20 protein-coding genes and 3 CRISPR repeat arrays (1 of these 23 cut by a window edge) are annotated in these 23,120 nt (G+C 67.3%); of the genes, 8 read left to right on the forward strand and 12 right to left on the reverse strand.

Features of this window, described 5'->3' with window-relative positions:
* Positions 1–737: a CRISPR direct-repeat array (repeat unit 29 nt; unit sequence GTGAGCCCCACGCACGTGGGGATGGACCG) (it extends 1,731 nt beyond the left edge of the window).
* 205 nt (positions 738–942) lie between these two features.
* Both NLI01S_RS04190 and NLI01S_RS25600 read left to right on the forward strand, forming a co-directional pair.
* Complete coding sequence (locus NLI01S_RS04190; RefSeq protein ID WP_067599418.1) at positions 943–1,776, forward strand: aldo/keto reductase; 834 nt, start codon at positions 943–945, stop codon at positions 1,774–1,776.
* Positions 1,777–2,085: 309 nt separating this feature from the next.
* Entirely contained in the window at positions 2,086–2,250 is a 165-nt protein-coding gene (locus NLI01S_RS25600; RefSeq protein ID WP_223809107.1) for a hypothetical protein, read from the forward strand.
* A 178-nt stretch (positions 2,251–2,428) separates the two neighbouring features.
* Here the strand turns inward: NLI01S_RS25600 and NLI01S_RS04195 are convergent, their stop codons facing one another.
* Together NLI01S_RS04195 and NLI01S_RS04200 are read right to left on the reverse strand one after the other, a co-directional pair.
* Positions 2,429–3,094 (reverse strand): poly-gamma-glutamate hydrolase family protein, encoded by a 666-nt coding sequence (locus tag NLI01S_RS04195; RefSeq protein ID WP_067599427.1) that lies wholly within the window; start codon positions 3,092–3,094, stop codon positions 2,429–2,431.
* Between the two features lie 126 nt (positions 3,095–3,220).
* The gene (locus NLI01S_RS04200) at positions 3,221–3,526 is read right to left on the reverse strand and encodes a hypothetical protein (RefSeq protein WP_067599429.1); all 306 of its coding nucleotides are present in this window, start codon (positions 3,524–3,526) and stop codon (positions 3,221–3,223) included.
* A gap of 238 nt (positions 3,527–3,764) precedes the next feature.
* Here NLI01S_RS04200 and NLI01S_RS04205 point away from each other — a divergent pair, with 238 nt between their 5' ends.
* The 3 genes from NLI01S_RS04205 to NLI01S_RS04215 all read left to right on the forward strand — a co-directional run bounded on the left by NLI01S_RS04205 (position 3,765) and on the right by NLI01S_RS04215 (position 6,680).
* Positions 3,765–4,793, forward strand: a complete 1,029-nt coding sequence (locus NLI01S_RS04205; RefSeq protein WP_084392307.1) for a zinc-binding dehydrogenase — start codon at positions 3,765–3,767, stop codon at positions 4,791–4,793.
* Positions 4,794–5,038: 245 nt separating this feature from the next.
* Positions 5,039–6,187 (forward strand): hypothetical protein, encoded by a 1,149-nt coding sequence (locus tag NLI01S_RS04210; RefSeq protein ID WP_157090953.1) that lies wholly within the window; start codon positions 5,039–5,041, stop codon positions 6,185–6,187.
* Positions 6,188–6,248: 61 nt separating this feature from the next.
* Positions 6,249–6,680 carry an HIT family protein gene (locus NLI01S_RS04215; RefSeq protein WP_067599438.1) on the forward strand — a complete coding sequence of 144 codons (432 nt, stop codon included), beginning with the start codon at positions 6,249–6,251 and terminating at the stop codon, positions 6,678–6,680.
* Between the two features lie 185 nt (positions 6,681–6,865).
* Positions 6,866–8,666: a CRISPR direct-repeat array (repeat unit 29 nt; unit sequence GTGAGCCCCACGCACGTGGGGATGGACCG).
* 119 nt (positions 8,667–8,785) lie between these two features.
* Here NLI01S_RS04215 and cas2e read toward each other — a convergent pair.
* The 8 genes from cas2e to NLI01S_RS04255 all read right to left on the reverse strand — a co-directional run bounded on the left by cas2e (position 8,786) and on the right by NLI01S_RS04255 (position 17,827).
* Positions 8,786–9,151 (reverse strand): type I-E CRISPR-associated endoribonuclease Cas2e, encoded by a 366-nt coding sequence (gene cas2e / locus NLI01S_RS04220; protein WP_067599445.1) that lies wholly within the window; start codon positions 9,149–9,151, stop codon positions 8,786–8,788.
* Positions 9,151–10,125, reverse strand: coding sequence for a type I-E CRISPR-associated endonuclease Cas1e (gene cas1e, locus NLI01S_RS04225; RefSeq protein WP_067599448.1), 975 nt, complete (start codon positions 10,123–10,125; stop codon positions 9,151–9,153). The genes cas2e and cas1e overlap by 1 nt, the downstream gene beginning before the upstream one ends.
* A 13-nt stretch (positions 10,126–10,138) precedes the next feature.
* A complete protein-coding gene (gene cas6e, locus NLI01S_RS04230) occupies positions 10,139–10,834 on the reverse strand; it encodes a type I-E CRISPR-associated protein Cas6/Cse3/CasE (protein WP_067599454.1) in 696 nt (231 codons plus the stop codon).
* Positions 10,831–11,577, reverse strand: coding sequence for a type I-E CRISPR-associated protein Cas5/CasD (cas5e, locus tag NLI01S_RS04235; protein WP_067599458.1), 747 nt, complete (start codon positions 11,575–11,577; stop codon positions 10,831–10,833). The genes cas6e and cas5e overlap by 4 nt, the downstream gene beginning before the upstream one ends.
* Complete coding sequence (gene cas7e / locus NLI01S_RS04240; protein ID WP_067599461.1) at positions 11,574–12,725, reverse strand: type I-E CRISPR-associated protein Cas7/Cse4/CasC; 1,152 nt, start codon at positions 12,723–12,725, stop codon at positions 11,574–11,576. The genes cas5e and cas7e overlap by 4 nt, the downstream gene beginning before the upstream one ends.
* Positions 12,722–13,438 (reverse strand): type I-E CRISPR-associated protein Cse2/CasB, encoded by a 717-nt coding sequence (gene casB / locus NLI01S_RS04245; protein ID WP_067599464.1) that lies wholly within the window; start codon positions 13,436–13,438, stop codon positions 12,722–12,724. The genes cas7e and casB overlap by 4 nt, the downstream gene beginning before the upstream one ends.
* A complete protein-coding gene (gene casA / locus NLI01S_RS04250; protein ID WP_067599466.1) occupies positions 13,435–15,009 on the reverse strand; it encodes a type I-E CRISPR-associated protein Cse1/CasA in 1,575 nt (524 codons plus the stop codon). The genes casB and casA overlap by 4 nt, the downstream gene beginning before the upstream one ends.
* A 73-nt stretch (positions 15,010–15,082) precedes the next feature.
* Positions 15,083–17,827: a CRISPR-associated helicase/endonuclease Cas3 gene (locus tag NLI01S_RS04255; protein WP_084392296.1), complete on the reverse strand. Its 2,745-nt coding sequence runs from the start codon at positions 17,825–17,827 to the stop codon at positions 15,083–15,085.
* A gap of 165 nt (positions 17,828–17,992) precedes the next feature.
* A CRISPR array of direct repeats spans positions 17,993–19,057; the repeat unit is 29 nt; unit sequence GTGAGCCCCACGCACGTGGGGATGGACCG.
* A gap of 138 nt (positions 19,058–19,195) precedes the next feature.
* On the opposite strand from NLI01S_RS04255, the gene NLI01S_RS04260 reads away from it, so the two are divergent.
* The 3 genes from NLI01S_RS04260 (at position 19,196) to NLI01S_RS25940 (ending at position 21,201) form a co-directional block, all read left to right on the forward strand.
* The gene (locus NLI01S_RS04260; protein WP_067599468.1) at positions 19,196–19,822 is read left to right on the forward strand and encodes a helix-turn-helix domain-containing protein; all 627 of its coding nucleotides are present in this window, start codon (positions 19,196–19,198) and stop codon (positions 19,820–19,822) included.
* A gap of 129 nt (positions 19,823–19,951) precedes the next feature.
* On the forward strand, positions 19,952–20,689 hold the full coding sequence (locus NLI01S_RS25935) for an SAM-dependent methyltransferase (RefSeq protein WP_067599471.1): 738 nt from the start codon (positions 19,952–19,954) through the stop codon (positions 20,687–20,689).
* Positions 20,690–20,718: 29 nt separating this feature from the next.
* The gene (locus NLI01S_RS25940) at positions 20,719–21,201 is read left to right on the forward strand and encodes a DinB family protein (protein WP_067599474.1); all 483 of its coding nucleotides are present in this window, start codon (positions 20,719–20,721) and stop codon (positions 21,199–21,201) included.
* Between the two features lie 353 nt (positions 21,202–21,554).
* On the opposite strand, the gene NLI01S_RS04275 is transcribed toward NLI01S_RS25940, so the two are convergent.
* Positions 21,555–22,112, reverse strand: a complete 558-nt coding sequence (locus NLI01S_RS04275) for an NUDIX hydrolase (RefSeq protein ID WP_223809108.1) — start codon at positions 22,110–22,112, stop codon at positions 21,555–21,557.
* 99 nt (positions 22,113–22,211) lie between these two features.
* Positions 22,212–23,036: a glycoside hydrolase family 16 protein gene (locus NLI01S_RS04280; protein WP_067599480.1), complete on the reverse strand. Its 825-nt coding sequence runs from the start codon at positions 23,034–23,036 to the stop codon at positions 22,212–22,214.
* Positions 23,037–23,120 lie beyond the last annotated feature (84 nt).

Here is a 23,120-nt window from a genome sequence, read left to right on the forward strand (position 1 = left end):
GACCGCCTATGAACTGTGCATCACGCACGGTATTAGGGTGAGCCCCACGCACGTGGGGATGGACCTACTTGACGACGGCGGTCTCGGCGGTGGTGCCGGTGAGCCCCACGCACGTGGGGATGGACCGAAGACCACCAACCCCGAACCGCCGATCGAACCGTGAGCCCCACGCACGTGGGGATGGACCGTCCGCGGCCACCACCGATTTGCCGACCGAGGGGTGAGCCCCACGCACGTGGGGATGGACCGCGCCGGGGTCGAAGCGGTTGGTGTGTGCCAGGGTGAGCCCCACGCACGTGGGGATGGACCGCAGACACGGCAGTGGCTCCGGCGGTGGACAGAGTGAGCCCCACGCACGTGGGGATGGGCCGACGGGGTGAGCGGCGACCGTGCTCCCACTGGAGTGAGCCCCACGCACGTGGGGATGGACCGAACCGCGGCGGTGGCGGTGACGGCGGGTTGGAGTGAGCCCCACGCACGTGGGGATGGACCGGATGGACCTGTAGTTACGCATGGTGGACGGCTGTGAGCCCCACGCACGTGGGGATGGACCGTCCCTGGTCATGTCCGGTACGGGGGACGCCCCGTGAGCCCCACGCACGTGGGGATGGACCGGAAGAACCGAGGGAGCCAGTGGGATCCCATCGGTGAGCCCCACGCACGTGGGGATGGACCGCCGGGCGACGATGAACACGCGTTCTCGCCGGTGTGAGCCCCACGTACGTGGGGATGGACCGATCCGCAAAGGAGGCCGGCGATGACCCCGCTCGTGAGCCCCACGTACGTCGGGGGAGTGTTCATGAAGTGCGGGTAGTGCCTGGCGGGCGACTGATTCGGGGGTCGATGGCGATGGCCGGGTCCCGCCACGCCGGGGTGACGCCTGAACCGTGCCGTGATGGGTAACGCCCGATACACAGGACACGACCAGAAACAGGGGGAAGCATGACCACCACGCACACCTCGCACTCGGGCCTCGTGCTGCCGGGGCTCGGGTTCGGTACGTACAAGCTCAATGGAGCGGAAGGCGTCGACGGGATCTCCCGTGCGATCGCCAAGGGGTACACCCTGCTCGACTCGGCCTTCAACTACGAGAACGAGGGCGCGGTGGGCCGTGCGGTTCGCGCGTCGGGCGTCGACCGCGACGGCCTGATCGTCACCTCGAAGCTTCCGGGCCGGCACCAGAAGTATGACAAGGCCATACGCACGATCGAGGAGAGCGTCTACCGGACCGGGCTCGACCACCTCGACCTCTACCTCATCCACTGGCCGAATCCGAAGCAGGGACTGTACGTGCAGGCGTGGGAGGCACTGATCGAAGCGCGAGAGCGTGGCCTCGTTCGCGCGATCGGTGTCTGCAACTTCTTGCCCGAACACCTCGAAACCCTCCAGAAGCGCACCGGCGTACTACCCGACGTCAACCAGATCGAGCTGCACCCGTACTTTCCCCAGACCGAACAGCTCGCCTACGACTCCGAGCACGGCATCCTCACCCAGGCGTGGAGTCCGCTCGGGCGCGGCAACGATCTGCTCGATCGTGACGACATAGGCGCGATCGCTCGGGATCATGGCGCCACACCCGGGCAGGTGGTGCTCGCCTGGCAGATCGCGCGTGGCGCCATCCCGTTGCCGAAAGCCGCCTCCGACGAACGTCAAGTCGAGAACCTCGGCACGCTCGATGTCACCCTCACCGACACCGAGGTCGCGGCGATCACGGCCTTGGGGCGCCCTGACGGCCGATTGGCGGGTCAGGACCCCGCCACGTACGAGGAGTTCTGAGGCGAAGACGTGCATGGCATGGCCGAGCCCGTCTCGACCGCCTCTGACACGAATGGATCCTCCCGGCGACCACCACACTCGCCGCATCCGGTGTCGTTCCGGCGCACTGATTCGGTCACACATTCTCCGATACGGCATCCGACCACACGACGACCCCATCGCCTGATCGATTTTTAGCGGCGCAGACCGCCTGCTTCAGCCGTGGGGAGGAAGTCAACTTGTCAAAGGTCGGTACCTCGACCACGAAATGGTCTTCTGTGTAAGGGCCTCGCTCGGTACTGACGGGTGAACCGGTCGCCTACGTGGTCCTTGGCGTTGTTCGGGGCCCTCGGGCCGGCCTCGGTGGTGCAGGTGTACGAGGTGGCCGAAGTAGTGGTCATCGGCAACGGCACCCGAGCCGCACGCGCCCACCGGCTGGGCGTGGGCTCCTCCGAGGTCTCACCCACGTGCGAGTCGCAGCCCTCGACGGTGTGAGATGGGCGGGTGTTCGCACGCCGCCGGTGCAGGGCCACCGCCCGCCCGGACTCCATCCGCCCCTGACCTGTGCTTTCACGTCAGTGACATCAGGAGCCTGCACGAACTCCGACCTTCCGTTCTCGGTAAGGCGTTGACGGGCGAGTGGCCACAACACTTCGGACAACGATGAACCGGGTCAGCGCTGGGCGACGGCCCTTTCGACGGCGGCGATGTAGTCGTCGAAGGCGTCGGTGGGCGTGCGATCGATCATGAGTTCGTCGCGCTGGCCGCGGGTGAGTTCGAGTTGGACGCCCTCGCCACTCGCGTTGCGGTTGGCGATGTTTTCGGGGCTCTCGCCTTTGAGATGATCGGGGATGGTGTTGGGGACCTCGAATCCGGCATCGCGCAGTTCCTCGCGCACGGCGTCACGCAGGTCGGTGTCCAGGCCGCCCACGTAGGTGAGCGCCTCGTCGCCGGCGGCTCCGTGCCAGGACACGGTGTAGTCGGAGTCGGCGACGATGTCGACGGTCATGGGCTCGTCGAAGTTGGTGGAGGTGATGTGCAGGACGCTGTTGCCGGTCGACTTGATCCCTTCGAACGTGGCGAAGGCGTGGTCACCGGACTGGGCCGCGTGGTCGGCGAGTTCGGTGGTGGGGCGTTCGATACCGCCACCGTGGATGGCGATGTGGGCGACGTCGGTCTCACCATCCCTGGTGGAACGCCGGTAGTCGGTGCCTTCGGTCTCGTTGGCGGCGAGTTCGGCGTAACTGGAGTAGGTGTCATCGGCGGCCGCGGGTCCAGCGGGCGCAAGCGGGATGGCGAGAAGGGCCACGGCGGCGACAGTGGCGGTTCTGAGGGGCATGTGCGTCCTTCCGAGCGGGGGTGATCGCGGGGCACATGCTACGGGTCGGTGAACCGACAGACCATGACGTCCGAGTGAAAACGAGACGCCCCCACGGCGAAGTACCGTGAGGGCGTCCCGGAACGTCTAACGGGTGTTGGCCTCGCGCACCGAACGGAGGGTCAGGAGCCGGTCCCGGTGGCGGCGCTTGCGGTTGCCTTCCTTGTTGAAGGCCTGCCACTCGGCGGTGCATCCACGCTTGTGGCACCCGGCGCAGCATCCGCGACGAAAGAGCATGGAATCGGGGTGTTCCCAACGGCAGTGGGTCGTCGGTTCCTCGCGGGTCGGGCCGGGCGGCAGGTCGCAGTCACCCCATCGGTGGTCGTGCATCGCTGACGGAGAGTGTTCGCGGCGGCGTACCCACAGTGGTTTGGTCTTGTCCGTACGGGACATCTCGTTCCTTTCGGAACCCGCCACTCGTGATCCCGGAACCTCCGGGCGAGTGGCTAGGCGTACAGACCCATCACCACCACCTCCTCGAACCGTGTTTCGACGTGTATCCGTCGTATCACACGTCCCGCGTCACCGTAATCCCGGATTCCCTGGAGTCGGGGACCTGGAATAGGGAATGTGGAGGTCACGGATCTGCGCGCTCGCGACGAAAGGCGAATTCACGACCGTCCCCGAGACCATGCTCGCGGCTCGACTGCTGAGACACGGCGGACCCGAAGCCCTGGAGTTGGCCCGTGTGCGGGTCCCGACGCCGGGAACGGGTGAGGTCCTGGTGCGTGTGGGCGCGGCCGCGTTGAACAACACCGATGTGTGGACCCGGGAGGGCTCCTACGGCCTGCCGGGTGAACCGATGGCCCGCGCCGGATGGCTCGGAGCGATCGACTTCCCGAGGATTCAAGGGGCCGACATCGCAGGCACCGTCGCGCTGACCGGTGAGGGCGTCGACTCCGGCTTGCTCGGCGCACGGGTTCTGGTGGACCCGGCCCTCTATGACGGTCCCGGTGAGCACGCCGAACCGGTGGGTCTGCTCGGTAGCGAACGCGACGGCGGCTACGCCGAGTACACGGTGGTGGCCGCGGATCGGGTCCACCTCGTCCAGGATTCCCCACTCGGCGATGTCGAACTGGCCTGTCTGCCGACCTCCTACGGAACCGCTCTGGGGATGTTGGAGCGAGGGGGAGTGCAAGCAGGTGAAACGGTCGTGGTCACCGGCGCCTCCGGCGGCCTGGGCCTGGCCCTGGTCCAGCTGGCCGTGGCCCGGGGAGCCCACGTCATCGCCATCAGCAGTTCCTCGAAGCTGGCATCGGTTCGTGAGGCCGGCGCCGGGACGGTATTGGACCGCGGCACGACGGGTGTGTGGGAACAGGTACCCGAAGGTGTCGACGCGGTGCTCGACGTCGTCGGCGGCCACGGCATCACGGAGGGGATGGACCGACTGCGCCTCGGTGGGCGATGGGTGATCGGTGGAGCGTTGGGCGGTAACGAGGCCCGGGTGGACGTACGAAGGATCTATACGCGAAGACTGCGCCTCATCGGTTCCAGCATGCACACTCCGGCACATTTTCATCGGTTGGTGGCCCTGGCCCGTCAAGGGGCGGTCAGCCCGGTGGTGGCCAGCACATACCCCCTCGCAGAGGTGCATCGGGCCCAGGCCGCCCTGGGCGAACGTCGTCACGTGGGCAAGCTGGTGTTGACCTTGTCGCCATGACGTCGAGGACCCCGCGCGTGGGGGAGACGGCACCGGCGCCTGGCCCTGCGCGTGTGCGAGGTGTCGAGGACCCCGCGCGTGGGGGAGACGGGCTCTGGTGACACCGGCACGGATATCGTCGATGGCCCCGGGCCGTGATCACGGGTTCCGTCAAGGGTTCCCACGGTCGTGGCCACGCAGAACCGGAAGGACGAACGGTGCCGACGAAGGGCTTTCCCCAGAGGGGAGAACGGAACGAGGATGCCGTGGTCGAGGATGTGGAGGAGTACCTGTTCGAGGTGTTCGCCGACGCCTCACCCGAACAGGCGATCGAGGCTGTCGAGCTGATGCTCGTGGAACCTTGGCACACAGACGCCGATACCCCCTTCGAACACCGCATCGGCGACATCAGCATCACGTCCAGCGACGACGTCGACCTGCACGAGATCGAGTTGCTTCGCAGCCCGGACTTCTTCGATGACTCCACCGGTGAGCTGCACGCCGCAGTGCTGGAACAGGCCGAGCCGGTGGCGAACACGATGGAGCGCGCGGCACGTGAGGCCTGGGGCGAACCCGCTGTCGTCCAGATCTCGGACGACCCCCACGCCTGCACGGTCCTGGACGTCGTCCTCACCACGCTCGACCACACGACCGCCCTGGCCTGGCAGCGGGAGGGCCGCTACATCGCCCTGCTCAGGGGCCAGGGCGACAAGGAACTGCGGTTCATGGTGACCTTCCTGGTCCTTTCCCGCGCCGCCGTGGAGGACGCGGTCTTCGACTTGACGGGCGAAGCTCCACAGGTTTCGGCCGTCGAGGGGCGCCTGGCCGCGACCCTCCCGTCCGGTGCCGTCCTCCCCGAGCAACTCGGTCGCGCGTGGTCGTTCATGGAGTCACAGGGGTGGTCGGGCCAGGGCGCCAATGGGGAACCGTTCCTGACCCCGTACCCGGGGGAATTCCAGCTAGGTCCGGTGTTCTCGGCGGACCTGTCGATTCGCGGGTGGCTGGATCCCGACGCACCCGGGGCCGAGCGCCTCGTCCCGATCGCGGAGACCGATGGGTCCGGTGGCCAGGCCCTGCTCTGGTTCGACGACTCCGGTGCTCCTCGCTTCGTGGGATTGTCCTCCGAAGGAGACGAAGCGGTCCGCCTCGCGGACGACCCTGTCGACTTCCTGAGGCTGGTCGCGATCGGCTATCCCGAATTCGTCGATTACGCCTTCGGGGCCGAACCCGATGCGTTCGATGATGAGGACGAGAGTGATGGGCAGGACTCCAAGGAGGCCCACGCTCGGTTCCGTGCCTGGGTCGAATCCGAGTTCGAGGTCACCGTTCCGCGTATGTGGGAAGTACACCCGGATAGAGAGTTCCAGGCATGGCTGCGACCGTTGGCCGACGAACACGGGCTCGGCCTCGAATGACCGACCGGCAGCCCTGGTAGAACCTCGAAGACGACATTCGCGCACAAGAAGGGCCATTCCCATGCCGACCCTGTTCTCTAAGATCATCGCCGGCGAGCTCCCCGGACACTTCGTCTGGAAGGACCCCGAGGTCGTGGCCTTCCTGTCCATCGCCCCGCTACGCCCGGGGCACACCCTGGTCGTCCCCCGAGCCGAGGTCGATCGCTGGACCGAGATCGAACCCGCGCTGCTGACCAGGTGCATGGAGGTGTCCCAGGCGATCGGGCAGGGTGTGAGAGCGGCTTGGGACGCGCCTCGCGCCGGGGTGGTGATCGCGGGTTTCGAGGTTCCGCACATGCACATCCACGTGGCGCCGGTCTGGGACCTGTCCGACTTCGACTTCACCACGGTGGAGGAGCAAGAAGACCGGAGCGTTTTGGAAGCGGCCGCCGAGAAATTGCGCACGGCCCTCCAGGAGTTGGGCTTTCCTCACGCCGTCCCACCCCGGGTCTGACCCCCCCATGGTGCCAGGCGAGCGTGGATGCTGTTCTTGCCTGCTCGCTCAGCGACTCTATGAGCCGCTGCCTCGGGCCGAATATGGGAGCATGGCGAAGACGAAGGTGTGGTTCCGGCCAGGTTTTCACATCGACCGGGGCATAACGCGGAGATAACACTCCGCGTTGTTGCAGGTCGTTAACTGTGAGCCCCACGCACGTGGGGATGGACCGAACCGTGATCGGTTGGCCGGAGTCATTCGGTTGTGAGCCCCACGCACGTGGGGATGGACCGGCGGCGCCGGTGCGGGCCACACGGGAGTGGGCGTGAGCCCCACGCACGTGGGGATGGACCGCGGCTCGGCCCCTGGGTTAGGTGAGTGTCACCGTGAGCCCCACGCACGTGGGGATGGACCTCCAGGTGGCCCCACACCCGGTGCACACCATGCGTGAGCCCCACGCACGTGGGGATGGACCGGTGTCGCCCCGCGCCAGCAGGCCGGCCCAGATGTGAGCCCCACGCACGTGGGGATGGACCGTCGGACGCGGCAATGACCATTCCCGCCGGGGCGTGAGCCCCACGCACGTGGGGATGGACCGCGGCGCCTGAGCCAATGCGCCGGACTGTCCGGGTGAGCCCCACGCACGTGGGGATGGACCGTTCCCCGGTAGAGGACGCGGGCATGGTGGCCCGTGAGCCCCACGCACGTGGGGATGGACCGGGCGAACATGCCGCCGAGGGATCGCAGTTTGCGTGAGCCCCACGCACGTGGGGATGGACCGCCCGGGGCCGCCCCACCACACCCCGTCAGGCCGTGAGCCCCACGCACGTGGGGATGGACCGGCCCGTGAGCTGGTCGGACAGGCTGGCGTCCCGTGAGCCCCACGCACGTGGGGATGGACCGGGCTCACCCCCGGCGAGGGGTGGCTCGAGGTGGTGAGCCCCACGCACGTGGGGATGGACCGGTCCTGGAGCGTCTGGCGGCCTGGATGAACCCGTGAGCCCCACGCACGTGGGGATGGACCGGCGAACATCATGGCCACCCCGAAGGTCCTAGAGTGAGCCCCACGCACGTGGGGATGGACCGGCGGCTGGTCGTCACCGAAACCGGGACGGCCAGTGAGCCCCACGCACGTGGGGATGGACCGACATCGCACGGCTCCGCGCACACCTCGCCTTGGTGAGCCCCACGCACGTGGGGATGGACCGTTCCCACCAAAGTTCCCAGTGGGAACCCCACAGTGAGCCCCACGCACGTGGGGATGGACCGGTGAATGATCACTTCGGCCCCGTCTTCGTCAAGTGAGCCCCACGCACGTGGGGATGGACCGTCGTATTCCTCTCCCTATATGGCGTCCTCGTCGTGAGCCCCACGCACGTGGGGATGGACCGGAACACCACATGACGCACGAACACGCCCCGGAGTGAGCCCCACGCACGTGGGGATGGACCGCCGGGTGTGGCGGCTAGGACGGCGGCGGCCTGGTGAGCCCCACGCACGTGGGGATGGACCGCCCGGCCAGCACCTGGGACTGGACGTTCTGGCGTGAGCCCCACGCACGTGGGGATGGACCGCCTGGGGTGCTGGTGTGGACGAAGACCTCCTGGTGAGCCCCACGCACGTGGGGATGGACCGGCGGTGGGGGCCCTGGCCGCCCTGGCCGACACGTGAGCCCCACGCACGTGGGGATGGACCGGTGGTGGGCGGTCCCCTCCAGGGCCGCCCCCAGTGAGCCCCACACACGTGGGGATGGACCGGGGACCGCCCGACCGAGGGGACCGCCCGACCGGTGAGCCCCACGCACGTGGGGATGGACCGAAGGAACGCGCCGCCCCACCAACACCCACCCACATGTGAGCCCCACGCACGTGGGGATGGACCGTTGGCCAACGACATCTCCGACGCCTACGGCTGGTGAGCCCCACGCACGTGGGGATGGACCGGCCGGTGGGCTGGACCTGGACAAGGTCGCCGCGTGAGCCCCACACACGTGGGGATGGACCGGGCCCGACGTCTCTTTCACCCAGAAGAACGGGGTGAGTCCCCACACCCGAGAAGGCGCGAAACCCTTTCGAGTCTCGCGCCTTCTCCCTTATTCAATCGGACCGGATGGTCTTCAGCTGCTATCCCGCGGATTCTTCCTCAGGAGGTGGCTCTGGAGCTACAGGGAGACCGGGAATATCCGTCTCCTCTTCCACTTCCACCGGCGCGAGGAACTGCACGAGCTGTAGCCCGTCGAAGTCCACTACCTGTCGGCGGCGTTCCCCCGCGGTGAGGATCACGAACCCCTGCTCGTTGTCGGCGACGTGCAGACACACCGCCATCCCCTCACCCACGGTCTCCCGCACCGCAGACCACAGCTTCTCCCGCACCCGCGCGCTCATGGTCCCCACGTACAATCCCGGCCCCGGTTCCACCATCCATCGGGACAGAGAACCCCGCACCCGATCGGGAACGGCCGTCGTTGAAATGACCACCATTGTCCCCATCAGCCGATGTCCCCCGCGTAGTTCACGCCGCCGGCCACCTTGGCCCCGGAGGGGTCCCACAGGTCGACCACGCGCCAACGCTCCGGCCGGCTCTCCTCCTCTTCCTCCTCCACATCCGGACCCAACAGCGACTGAATGTCCCGCACCATCTTCGGGACCAACCGGTACAGCTTCAGTTCGCTGCGCAACATGAACCGTGCCCGACCTTCCGGGTTCTCCGCGTCGTGCAGGGAGAACGCCAACGGGATCGTGGTCTTCGCCTTGTACAAGTCGGCGATGTCGTACACAAAAGAGTGCTGTTTGCCCGTGTGCACGAAACCCAGAGCGGTCGAACACCCCAGATGCGCCACCACTGAGTGCACCACCCCGTAGAGTGCCGCGTTCCCGGCCGACAACGCCTTGTTGACCGGGTTCTGCTCCTCCCACTCCTCGGGGTTGTAGTTGCGCTTGAACGGCTTCACCTTGTGCTGGGCGGCCAAACGCTTGTAGAGCGCCCTCATCCGCTGCCCTTCCAAGGCACGCAGCCGCTCGATTCCGACCCCTTCGTCCACCTCCTCGCCGAAACGCATTTCGTACATTCGGCGCGCCACCGCCGACCTAGAGGCGTCGTCGGCGTAGGCACGCACCTGTCGGTCCAACCACAGTGTGGTGCGGGACTCGGGAACCACCGCCCCATAGTGCAAAATCCCGCCCGAACCCGAGGACACCACAGTCGTCCCGTGCCGCATGAAAGTGGCCAGGGCGGGCGAGGTGATGGACGTTCCCGGCCCCAACAACAGACACGCCAGCGAGGCCGTCGGCAACGGCACCTGATGCACGCTCCCGGCTCCCGCCGCGTATTCGGCGCACACCCCGGTGTCGGTCTGCACGATCCGGCAGATGTCGGCGTACAGGAACGACAGGTTGTCCGACACCTTTGGCAGCATCGCCAGGGTGGGCCTCGCCAGCGACTTGTTCGCCTTCTTCTCGTCCATGCCGCTCACCTGATCACCCGCCCACCGGTGCGAGGCTGAGCAGGCCGCAGCCGAACGACTTGCCCCGGCCCACCCCTTCCAGCAAGGCTTGGCGTAGAGCGTCGGAGTCCGTGACGGTCGCATGCCCGTCGAACCGGCTCACGTGGTGCCGTACGTTCCGACGCCCGCCGCGCCCCGGATCCAGGGCCGGAGCGGTCCCGCTCACCGCCACATCGCGCAGATCCAACCCATGCCGGTCGGCGCGTTCACGCCACCACTGTTCGGCGTCCGCGCCGAACAGTGGCCGCGTGTAGGCCTTCGCCTTGGTCTCGACCGGTTTGCCCAGGCGTTCGGCGTTCTTCTCCGACTTTCCGAGCCGTTTGCTGGGCGCGGCCGCCAACCGGTAACGCAACTCCTGCCCCTTGGTCAGCTTGTCGAAGAAGGGAGTCAGGTCCCGCTCGGCGGTTCGCCCGAAGTCGTGCCCCAGCCGCGCCGCCACCTTGTCGAGGTCGAGCCGGTGGTGGCTCTGCACCAGGAGCACCGGCCCCCCAGGGGTCTCCTCCACTCGGAACAACAGACCGACCCGTTGCCGGGGTGCTTCCACCGGGGTCGGTCCCAGTTCGCGGGCGGAGATATCGATGAGCAATCGGTGCACCGCCCCGGCGTTGGCGAAGGCGGTTCGGACCCGCTTGGAGGACAGGTCCGGGGTGATCTTGGTGAGCCAGCTCAACGGTGCTCCTTCACGTAGGAGAAGAGGAGGTCCTGGTAGTCCCTTCTGCTCGGGGCGACCAGGCGCGCCGGGATTTCCACCGAATCCACCCTCACCTCTCGGCTCGCGTACCGGCGCGCACGTGAAGTGAAGGAGAGGGGGACGTCGTTGAGGACGGTGCGGCTCGCGACGTCCGCTCGATCCTCGGTGACCAGGTCGACATCGGCCGATTGCGCTCCTGCCGGCAGGCGCCTCCACGGCAACGGGACGCCCGTGCGCAGTTCCTGGACCGGGTCGGGCACCTCGGTCCGTAACACCAACAAGGGGTCGGGAACGAACGAGCGCCTGCCCAGGTAGGACTGCCAGCGCGGGGAGAGCAACGATCGACCGATGTCATCGGCCCCCGGGCCGGTGACGGCCACGGTGAACACCGCGTCGGCCAGGTAGGACCGCCGGGTCACGATCGTGGTGGCGTTCTCCGGCCGACGCTTACCCTCGGCGGTCGGTACGGTCCGAGCCCGGGGTAGACCCCCGCCGATGGTGTGGAAGTCGGACATGTGCAACCCGGGGGAGTCGATCCGCAGCGTCAACCGCAAGTTCTCGTAACGCTCCAAGGACTCATCCCGCGTTACCCCTTGGGCGGCGGCGAACATGCCGATCAGGCCGGATCGTGAGGGGTAGGGCAGGGTATCGCGATCCCCGAACTCGCTGTGCTCGCCCCAACTCTGCATCGGCCCGGCCAAGCGCAGCACCGACCCGCTCACGAGTCGACCTCGGGAAAGGCGGTCGAGACGGCACCCTGCACCAGAACGGGGAACCCACCGACGCGCTCCCCCAGGTGCTCGACGCTCTTGTCCTCGACGCCGGTGTGCGCCGAGCTCAGGACCGTCTCGGGCCACCACAGTTCACCGACCTTTCCGGCGTACTCGGCCAGACGATCCACCGACGGGCCGCTGAACCCTTCCCCGCCCCACACCGCACGCTCGAACGCCGGTGCGTAGGACACCGGCCGGTCCGAACGCACCACCACGTGGGCCAGGTCCGGCACGGTCATCGCAGCGGTCGCGTTCTGCTTGCCCGAGGGGACGGTGGACAGGAAAGCGGACAGGAAGTGGGTGACCAACTCACGGGCGGCGTCGGTGTCCCCGTCCAGGTTGCGCAGGAGACCGGCCACGTCGACGTTGGCGTACCGGTAGAACGTGCCGGTGCTGAACTGGCCCACGTTCATGTGGCCACTGCCGTGGTCGTCGTCCTTGGGTACGTCGTCCACCGCGGTGAAGAAGTCCACCTCCACGCTGGTCGAGTGCGTGGTGAAGGCGTGCGCGAACTGCACGGCGCCGTCGACCTCGGTGGAGGGCAGTTCGGCGAGCATCCGACCGAACAGGTTGATGGTGGCGTTGCGCTCACGCAGCACAGCCACGATGTCGTCGACGGGCAGCACGGCCTTGGGCGATTTCTTCGCCGACTCCTTGGCCACCGCTTCCCGGTGTTCGCCGGCGATCCCGGCGAGCGTTGCGATGGCGGAAGTGGGCAGGTAGAACAGCACGGAGGTGGCGGGCGCCTCGCCGTCCTTCTCCTTCTCCAGCTTGATGCCGCCCTTGGCCGCGGACAGGACGATCTGTCGACCACCCTGCTCGGCCAGCGGCGCCTCCCAACCGAGTTCGACGAGTTCGGCGGCGATCTGTCCGATGATGCGCCTGGTGCGGATCGCCGGGTCACCCAGACGTTCCTCGACCTGGTGGCGGACCACACGCTTCCAGCTCTGGCTGGAGATCCGGGTGCGCTCACGGCCACCGTAGACGACCGTCTTCGGGGAGCCCAGATCGTCCCGGTTCACGTTGGAGTAGGGGAGCGTGTGCAGGACGTGGACGTCCAGGAACTTGGGGGTGTGTGCGGAATCGGGGGTGCTCATGCGCCGTCCTTGTCGTCGTCGGTGTTCTGGGACTTGCTCTGTCGGGCTCGGTCCTGGGCCTGGATGACGCGGTGGTAGCCCTGAACCCATTCCTTGGCCACGGCGTCCCGGTCGCCACCCCAACGGGCCAGATCCAAGGTCAGAAGACCCCAATCGATGGGCATCTCTCGACCGCGCAGGTGGAGAGCCAACAGGGGGAGCTGTTTGTGAGCGCCCTCCAATGACTGTCGGCACAGCATGTGGAGGCGGCCCTCTGTGGTGTCGGCGTTGAGTAGATCCTTGGTGACCGCCTTGCCGAGAGTGGCGCCGAGGTTGAGGCGTCGCTTACGGCGCGACCGCTCGCTCTTCTCGCCGGACGCGTCCGCCGCCGGGGCCCCTCCCTCGGTGGAGTTGATTTCGTCTCCGGTTCCCTGGTCACGTGCCTGACGTGTCTGGCCGGCGATCAGGGCGGCCACCGTATAGAAGGCTCGCTCGACGGCGGCCTCCGGGAAGCGGTACCGCTCGTGCGGTTCGGACTTCTCCGAGAGGTCGGGAAGGTAGGGGGTGACGAAACCGTGGACCGGGAGCACCACCGGGTCCGTGACCTCTTTGCCCATGGCGCGCCGAAGCGTCGCCCGGACGGCGGGCTCGTCGACGACCTGGGTGTTCAGTCGTTCCACCATGCGGTCGGCGTTCCAGAGGATGCGTTCCCGAAGAGGGATGTCGCTGCTCATGCCGCGTTGTCTCCTTGAATGGTTCGGGATGCTTCTGTCCGTGAGAACAAGGCGCTTCGGTGACGCTCGACGACCTTCGCGGCGCGAGGGCGGGAACAGTAGGGGGCGGTGACCTCGTCGTAGGCGGCCAGGGCCAGCTGGGAGAACACGACGCCCGGGCCTCGCGACTCCGGGTCCATGGCCAAACGCCAGAACTCCTTCTCAGCAGTGGACCAGTACCGGGCCAGGCCGCGCCGAAGCCAAGGGCCGGTTCCGGTGTCGGTACGCGAGGCACCGCCCGTGGGGCTGTTGCTCTCCTTCCACGCGTCGGTCAGCGAATGCTGTAGACGGCGCCCGAGGGCTTCGGCGGACTGTCGGGCGAGGCGAATCCGATCCCGGGCCGAGGCGCTCTCCTCGGAGGTGTCGGTGGAGTCCTCCAGCCAGCGCAGAACCGGTGGGGTGCTCGCGGTGAACCACTGCCGGTCGCGGGTCTGCCCGTCCTGGTCGAACGCGAAGGCGCGCAGCCGTAGCGTCTTGCGCAGATCGGTGGGCAGGCTGGTGCGACCGGTCAGGTAGGTGAAGAGTTCGGGGCGAAACCGCTCCTGGCCGTTCTCCGACAGCAGCGAGTCGAGATCCCGCCAGATGGCTCGCGATGCGTCGGCGGGACGGGCGTAACGGCGCCCCTCCTTGCTGGTCTGGTGGATGAGGTAGGGGTCGGTCGGTGGCACGGGACGTTCACGCCTGGCCCAGGTGACGTAGGCATCCACGACCTGAGTGCCATCGCTGGACGGCACCAGGAGTACGGCGTGGGAGGCCTGGTTCAGCAGGGTCCCGGCCAGACCCGTGGACTCTTGTGGGGCAGCCAGCGGATCGGGGAGCTCGTCGCGTTCCCATGGCGCGGGTTCGACGTCGCCTGGTTCGTCCTCCTCCCCGGGGTAGGGGATGTTGAGGAGCAGGCTCTCGAACAGGTTGCGGCCGACGGGATGGAAGGAGACCGTGCCTCGAAGAGGGCCGGCGGTGCTGTTGGCCTCGGAGCGCTCCCCGACCTTGCGTGCGGTGCAGCGACCGGAGGGGCCGTATCCCAGGGTCGCGAGTAGATGCCAGGCGGCCTCGTCCGGGGGGAGCGGGACCGGGTCGAGATCGTGGTGATGGCCGCCCAACCACACCTGGTTCTGTCCCGCTGTCCGGCCCCAGGCGAGTTTGTTCACTCCGGAGGGCTTGGAGCACTGTTCGAGGAGTCGGGGATCCTGTGACCAGGGACGTTCGGGGTGCAACAGGTCGAAGCGATGCTCCCAGGCGGAGAAGTAGGTGCCCACGGATGCTTCGGAGAAGTGGCTTTGGTCGAGAACCTGGGCGCGCTGCCGGTACCAGTCATTCAGGCTCTCGGCGCTGTCCAGACCGGTGATCCGTGCGGTCAACAGGGTCAGGACCCGCCACAGTTGGGCGGAGGAGGGCGGGAAGGGCAGCTCGATGTCGGAGAGTTCATGGGCCCGGGTGAACAGGTCGTACAGTCCCATGGGTGGGGCGGGAGAGCCGTTACCGGAGCGAACCGGCAGCCAGGGCCGTGTGGACAGTGAAAAGGAAGAAGTCATGGCTGCTCCGAGAGGCTGACGTGGGTATCACGTGTGTTCATGGAGATGGGGACTCTTGAATGCGGCTGATACTTCAGCGGCGTTCTTCGAGTCCGTTGAGAGGGCTGAGGAACAGGTGACGCTCGCCCAGGCGGGCAGGCTCGACCTCGCCTTCGGGGGTGACCCGATGGATGAGGAGCACCAGGTCACGCAGATGGAATACCTGGGACCACGACTCCGGCACCCGGTTGGCCTCCTCCAACGGCGGCTGTGTGCTGTGATCGGCGCGCATCGGGATGGTGCGGGCGATGACGGCGGCGAGGTTCTTTCGCGACATGCGGCCCTCCCCGTCGGGTTCGGGGAGCGGCCGACGTAGTTCGGGGTCCAGCCACAACTCGCCCTGGACGTCGCGGAAGCAGCACAGCACCCGAACCGAGTCCGCGCCGAACCGCGTGGCCAGGTAGTGATCGCCCAGTTCCAGGTCGGAGGAGGTGAGCGGGTACAGATCCGACCCCAACTCTCGAGAGGTTGGCACGACCACGTTGCGTCCGTGGGTGCGCAGGGCCAACTCCTCGCCGAGCCGGCGGACGTCGGCCTCGACGTCCTCGATGAGGGTCTCGTCGTCGTAGAGGTCGTCCACCAGTCGCTGCACGTCCTCGGGGACACGTACCTTCTCGCCGGCGCGCCGTTCCAACAGGGTGTGCGTGCGCAGCAGCAGAGACAACGGATAGACGTACTGCCAGGACATGGGGACGTGACCACGACTCTCACGTTCCTCGGGGACCAGGACGGCCATGCGGGGACCGCTCGACCAGGTGGGGCGGGCGACCCTTCCGAGATGCTCATGGCGCCAACAACGGCCGGCCCGTTGCAGCAACAAACCCACCGGAGCCAGGTCGGAGACCAGCAGGTCCAGGTCCAAGTCCAGGGACTGCTCGATGACCTGGGTGGCCACCACCACGCACCGTCGGGGGCGGGTTCCGTTGGCGGGACCGTCCTTGCCCAGTGCTTCGGTGAGTCGTTGGGTGATCTCGGTACGCTGCTCCTGCGGGAAACGGGAATGCAGCAGATGGAGTTCGGGCGGAGAGTCGAGTTCGTCGAACCACGCGGCCAACAGGTCCCGGGTTCGCTGAGACTCGGCCACGGTGGTGCAGATGACGGCCGCGCATCCACCCTCGGCGATCAGCGGTGCCAACAGGTTACGCAGCGCAGCCGCACGCTCGGGCGCTCCTTTGACCACGGGCACCGGGATCAGGTCGATCTCCAAGGGCGGTTGCTCCGTGGTGGGGAACGGCTCCGGGTTGGTGGTGACCGTCCCCGTTCGGGGGTGGACGTGCAACCAACCGGGGTAGTGGATCTCCGGTACCGGCGCGGGATAACTCTTGCGCCACCTACCACGCGAGCCGGTCAGGTACGCCTTCACCAGTGCGTTGGCCATCGAGTGATGCAGGGTGGCCGACAACAGAACGACGGGGACGCCGAACACGCCCAGCCAGTGCAGCAGCCGTTCGAGAAGAGTCTGCATATACGGGTCCACCGCGTGGACCTCGTCGATCACCACGACCTTGCCCGCCAGGCCGAACATGCGCAGTGAGTTGTGCCGGGTGGGAAGGGCCGCCATCAGGGCCTGGTCGATCGTGCCCACCGACCATGAGGCGAGCAGGCCGCGTTTGGAGCCCATCAACCAGTCGGTGGGCTCCAGGTCCTTCGACAGTACGGGGGAGACCGGCTGGTCGGAGGGCACGTAGTCGGGGTTGAGCCAGGCCATCGAGTGCAGCAGGGTCAGGGGCGCGGCCACGTCCGCGCGGTGCTCGGCGTACTTCCGCAACCGGGTGTACATGTGGTCGGCGGTGGCCATCGTGGGCAGGGCGACGAAGCGACCGTCGTGTCCGGTGGCGGCTCCGAGGAGATCGGCGGCGTGGAAGGCGGCCTCGGTCTTGCCCACGCCAGGCTGGGCGGTGATGAGGACCAACCCGCCCTCCTCGCACAGGTCGGGCAGGTGCCGGGCGAGTGAGGCCTGGAGGCCGTTGGGTGTGAAACCAGGGAAGGAATCGGTGAAGGAAACCGGGCTCGTGGTGAGGCGATGCAGACCTGCGGCGCGCACCAGTTCACCGATCGGTTCCAGAGAACGCCGAAAATGGCCCAAGAGCGTGGGAACGCTGCCGTCAACGGGTGGTGTGGCCAGCTGGGCGAGTAGGAAGTGTTCTTGACTGACGAGCCAGTCGGAGAGGATCACCAGGCCACAGAGCAGCGCGGCGACCGGTGGTTCCAGTTGTTCGGGTGGTGGAGGAGAGCCTGCGGCCTCGTGGACGAGGAACATGGTGCGTTCACGCTGCTCCTCCCAGGCCCCCTTGTCGAAGGCGGGTGGTTGGAAGTCGTCCAGAGGCGACGGGTAGGTGCCGTGGTGGCCTCCGAGGAGCTGGGCGATCAGGGAGAGGAGGTAGCCGTCGTCGGAGTAGTCCAGACGGGGCAGGGCGGTGGTGAGCCACTCGTAGGTGACGAAGGCGTGGCCGGTTCGGTCCGCCTGGCGAGGGGTGTGCGGATAGCTGGACAGGTCCATGGGGATCTGCTCTTGGAACTCGCGGATGAGCTTGCCCGTGTCATGACATCCAGCCCAGAACCCGGCCAAGGAACGGGCGTGGGCATGGTCAGTGCCGAGACCGTGGCTGATCCGCGCCTTGAGGCCGGGGGAGAGGGCGCGGTCCCAGAGCACCAGAGTCGCGGCCGTGGCGTCGAGCGCGTGGCAGGCGTAGGGGTAGCGCATTCCGCGTAGACCACGCTCTTTGGCCCAAATCCGCAGATCGATGTAGGAAGGGTGGGTAGGGGGAACCTCGGTCATCCTGGTGAGCTCCAGGGGGCTGTGGGAGCATGAATGAAGACGACGTTAAGGCTAGGAACAGTGTTCTGACGGTGGTTTGTGAGCTTTGGCCGACTCCGGCCAGGCGGTAAACCGGCCAGAGTATAACGCGGAGATAACGGCTTGCGTTTTTGCAGGTCATTAACTGTGAGCCCCACGCACGTGGGGATGGACCGGGGTCACCAACGAGGCCACGTGGGCCCGGGTGGTGAGCCCCACGCACGTGGGGATGGACCGTTTGGGTTGACGGTCATGCTGTCAGAGCTTGCGTGAGCCCCACGCACGTGGGGATGGACCGTGATCGACGGGATAGGATTGGCCGCACTCCAGGTGAGCCCCACGCACGTGGGGATGGACCGCCCAACTGCCAACAGCCAACCTCACCCCCGGGGTGAGCCCCACGCACGTGGGGATGGACCGTCCCAATACGCAGAGGCCGCCGGAATGATGGGGTGAGCCCCACGCACGTGGGGATGGACCGCTCAACGACGAGGACGGGTTTCCTCGTCGGGGGTGAGCCCCACGCACGTGGGGATGGACCGGTCAACGCCTTGGCGCCGGCCGACCCCTTCTTGTGAGCCCCACGCACGTGGGGATGGACCGACTCCGCCCTCGGGCCGCGACATCACGACGATGTGAGCCCCACGCACGTGGGGATGGACCGTGCGTGCGCGTGGCGCATGTCGGGGTTTTCCGGTGAGCCCCACGCACGTGGGGATGGACCGGCCCGCCCGATCACGCCCATCACCGCGGCGACGTGAGCCCCACGCACGTGGGGATGGACCGCGTCCCCGGTTCCGAACCAGGGTGAGCACGGTGTGAGCCCCACGCACGTGGGGATGGACCGGGAGAGGCCGACCCCCACCTGCACGCCCACATGTGAGCCCCACGCACGTGGGGATGGACCGACGCTGCGGCCGTGCGGGCTTCCACGCGGTGAGTGAGCCCCACGCACGTGGGGATGGACCGCTCGACGGCTGACCGACCCGGTCGTCTACGAGTGAGCCCCACGCACGTGGGGATGGACCGACCGACGGCTCAAAGGTCGTACAGACCGTGTCGTGAGCCCCACGCACGTGGGGATGGACCGGGTCCCGCCGTCACGCAACGTGACGGCTTCTTGTGAGCCCCACGCACGTGGGGATGGACCGGACACCGTGTGCACCATCGTGGGCGCCGGTTCGTGAGCCCCACGCACGTGGGGATGGGTCGAACGCTGCCAGGAGGAGGGTGTTCCGACCCGGTGTCTCCACGTGCTGCTTCCGCTTGAGCGACTACCAGGGCAGCTCGCCGAATTCGTCATGTTCGGTCAGGTCGAATTCCGCTGAACCGATGAGTGAAGATGAACCGATGAGCGAACCCGAAGGCCCACAAACCTCCGAAGACCCCGAAGGCACTGACCGGAACGGCGATCAAGCGGTGCTCGGCGAGGTGGGCGTCCGGTTGCGGTATCTCCGTAAGCAGGCGGGCCTGACCCTGACCGAATTGGCGCAGCGGACCGGGATCACTCCGAGTACCCTCTCGCGATTGGAGACCGGCAGGGTCCAGCCGAACCTGGGACAGTTGCTGCCGCTCTCACGGGTCCATCGGCTCCCGATGGACGAACTCGTGAACGCACCCCGGGTGGGTGATCCGCGTGTGCACCTGCACCCTGTGCGCCGCTTCGGTCTGACGTTCGTCCCGCTCATTCGGCGTGCCGGTGGAGTCCAGGCCTACAAGGTCGTCTATCCGCCCGCCCGGACCCTTTCGCCGCCCGGCATGCGTACTCACGAAGGACACGAATGGTTCTACGTGCTCTCGGGGACCATTCGGCTGGTCCTGGGCACCGAAGAGGACCTCCTGTTGAAGGCCGGGGAAGCCATCGAGTTCGACACCCGTACGCCGCACTGGATCGGGAACCCCGCCGAACGAGAGCCGGCCGAGGTCCTCGCGGTCTTCGGAACCCAGGGTGAACGCGTCCGCCTGTACGAGAGCTGAACCAAGGGCCGGCACAAGAACCGACACGAGAGCCGAACGGTTCGGCGCGGATGGTTCTTACACATCTACTTCTTTGCACATCTGCACAGGGGTGTGCTCCCGAGCCCCGGTCGCGCCCACCATGGCGACATGGAATCAGAAACCGCACCGCTCTCGTCCAATCGTGAGTTCTGGGAAAGCCGGTACCGCGACGAGGATCCTTCCTCGCCGGATCCCGAGCCGAGCCCGGCCTTCACCGCGCTCATGGAGGATCCGGCCCTCGTACCACCGACCACGGGCGCCCGTAGGGCGCTCGAACTCGCCTGTGGTCGCGGAGGAGACGCCCTGTGGATGGCCGCCAAGGGATGGCACGTCACCGCCGTCGACATCTCGGAACACGTACTGGCCACACTGAACGAACGCGCTCGCATGGCCGGCCTGACAGATCGTCTGAGCACGCGGCACCACGACCTGGCCCTCTCGACGCCCGAACCCGAGGCGTGGGGTCTGGTCTACGCCAACTACTTCCACACCGCGACGGACATCGACCGCGCCACCATTCTGCGCCGTGTCTCGGACTCGGTGGTCGAAGGCGGACTGTTGATCGTCATCGACCACGGTTCCAGCGCCCCTTGGTCGTGGGTGCAACGCGAGGACCATCCGACACCGGAGGACCTGTGGAACTCGCTCGACCTGGGAGCCGACTGGTCCGCCCTCGTATGCGAACGACGTTCCCGCATCGCCCAGAGCCCGAAGAACGTCGGGGGTTCAGAGGGCGCAGGGAGCGTCGGGGCTGCGGAGGGCGCTCAAGGGTCGGAGAGCGCCGAGGTTCGGACCGCGTGGGTGATCGACAACGTGTTGGTGGCGCGCCGGCGCTCGACGACGTGAACCGCTCGACAGTGAAGGGACGAGATCCGATGCCCGACCCGAACCAACGACGCGACCGGCCACCTCCCAGGACCGGCCCGAGCGAGATGGAGGTCCTCACCGGTTTCCTGGACTACCTGCGCGAAAGCGCCCTGGCAAAGGTCACCGACGCGCCCGAGGGGCGTGTGCGTGCTCCAGGGGTCGCTTCTGGCACGAACCTGCTCGGTCTCATCGAACACCTGACCCATGTCGAACGCCGGCTCTTCCTCGGAGAGCGACCCCACGATTGGGCGGCCACCTTCCAAGCCGATCCGCGGAAGAGTACGGAAAGCGTTTTTCAGGGATATCGCGAAGCTGTCTCCGCAGCGAACCAGGTGATCGCGGGCTGCGTGGACATCGAAGGGCCGGCTCACTCGGGTGAGTCCGCGCCGTCGATGCGGTGGGCATTGGTGCACATGATCGAGGAGACCGGTCGTCATGCCGGTCACCTGGACATCCTTCGGGAGCTGATCGACGGTAGCACCGGACGATGAACCCGAACCTTGTCTTGGGAGGAAGCGCGGTGAGGCAGGTGAGGCGAAGGGAGAGACGGGGGAGTCGGAGGTAGAGAGCCCACCAGCTGTTGGTCTTCGTTCGGGTGTGTGGGTGGGGCGCCCGGGGTCTCTGGCGCTTCGAGGTTGGTGGTCGGGGGAAGGAGGGAGGACCCACCCGCACACCCACCGCTGCTCCAGACCGCTCGAAGGCTCTAATGGAGTGCCATTGCGGTTGACACCGGAGGGCGCGGGTCGGGACTCGAAGGTCAGGGCGGTGTCCTTCGCCCGAGTCGATCGGCTCCGTACGAAAACGCTGGAAGCGTCCTCACCCCACCCCCTTGCCACCTACCCACCTACCCGAGCCGCGCCGATGGGTCCAACGCTCGGATGACTCGGGAACCGACCAGGCGCTCGGCCTTCGTCAACGGGTACCACGCTGCGCTTTCGACTTCGGACTCCTGGACGCGTCCGATCTTCCCTCGGGTCGTGGTGAAGGCGAATCCGAAGTCGAGATGGAAGTGTGTCGGCTCGCCCTTGTCCGGCCGGGCGGGGACCTCGCCGAACTCGACGTAGACGGGTACCTGTTGGGTGGGGGCCACGGTTTCGGCGTCGATGCCGGTCTCTTCCCCCAACTCGCGTGCGGCGCCGGCGATCAGCGTGGAATCGGTCGGCTCAAGGTGGCCGCCGGGTTGCAGGGTGAGTCCGTAGGCGCGGTGTTCGACCAGTAGGATCTCGGCCCGATGGCGAACGAGCAGGGCGCCGACGGTGACGTGCATGGGGAAGGTCCGACGTGAGGCGAGGTCGCGGCCCTGCCGCAGCATCCGGGCCGGTTCGGCGAGCGCGTCCGCTTCTTCGGGATGACGTCGCAGGTAGTCGGTCAGCGTGGCTCGGATCTGTGCGTCGGTGATCATCACGGTGTCCTTCGTCCTGCCGGAAGCCGCGTCACCAGGGGAAAGCGGGGATGCCCGGCCCGGACGGCCCCGGACCCGACACCCCCGCCGCTCACTCGGTCAGTCCAAGGAGTACACGCGTACGTGGTCCACGCGCATCTCCTGCGGGAACTGGGTACTGCCGTCGGGGTAGCCGGGCCAGTCGCCGCCCACGGCGACGTTGAGGATCATGAAGAACGGTTGGTCGTACACCCACGGGTTTCCCCGGGTGTCCTCCCAGGTGTAGGTCTGGTAGGCGTTGCCGTCGACCGACCAGGTCACCGATCCGGGCCGCCAGTCCACGGCGAAGTCGTGGAAGGTGTCGGCGAAGGACCACCCCTGCGGATGCATGTACGAACCGGTCAGGGGGTTGCCGCCGTGGTATCCGGGCCCGTGCAGGCTGCCGTGCACCAGGTGGGGTTCGCGGCCGATGTTCTCCATGATGTCGATCTCGCCGGAGTCCGGCCAAGGTGTTTGGGGGAAGTTCGCGCCCAGCATCCAGAATGCCGGCCAGATGCCCTGTCCTCGCGGGATCTGGATGCGTGCCTCGATCCTGCCGTACTGGGGCTGGACCTTGTTCTGTGTGGTCATGCGCGCGGAGGTGTAGGAACCGTCGGCTTCCTGTCGGGCGGTGATGACGAGGTGGCCGTTGCCGTCCAGTGCGGAGTTGGCCCGGCTGTCGGTGTAGTTCTGCAGTTCGTTGTTGCCCCAGCCGTGGTCGCCGGTCTCGTGGTTCCAGTTGGCGGGATTCGGGGCGGAGCCGGCGGGGCCGTCGAACTCGTCCGACCAGACCAGGGTCGCCGCGGTGGGCGCCGGTTCCTTGGTTTCGGCGGAGGCGGTGGCGGGGGAGTGGAGAAGGGCGACCGCGGTGAGGAGGGCGGCGGTCGAGGAGGTCAGGGTGCGCATGGCGTGCTCCGGGGGGAGGGCCCAGGGGGCGTGGCGGGCGGAGTCGATCCCTGTGGGTCACGTCGGCCGTGGGTACGGGTTCGG

This window comes from Nocardiopsis listeri NBRC 13360 (genome assembly GCF_001570765.1).
Taxonomy (GTDB): Bacteria; Actinomycetota; Actinomycetes; order Streptosporangiales; family Streptosporangiaceae; genus Nocardiopsis; species Nocardiopsis listeri.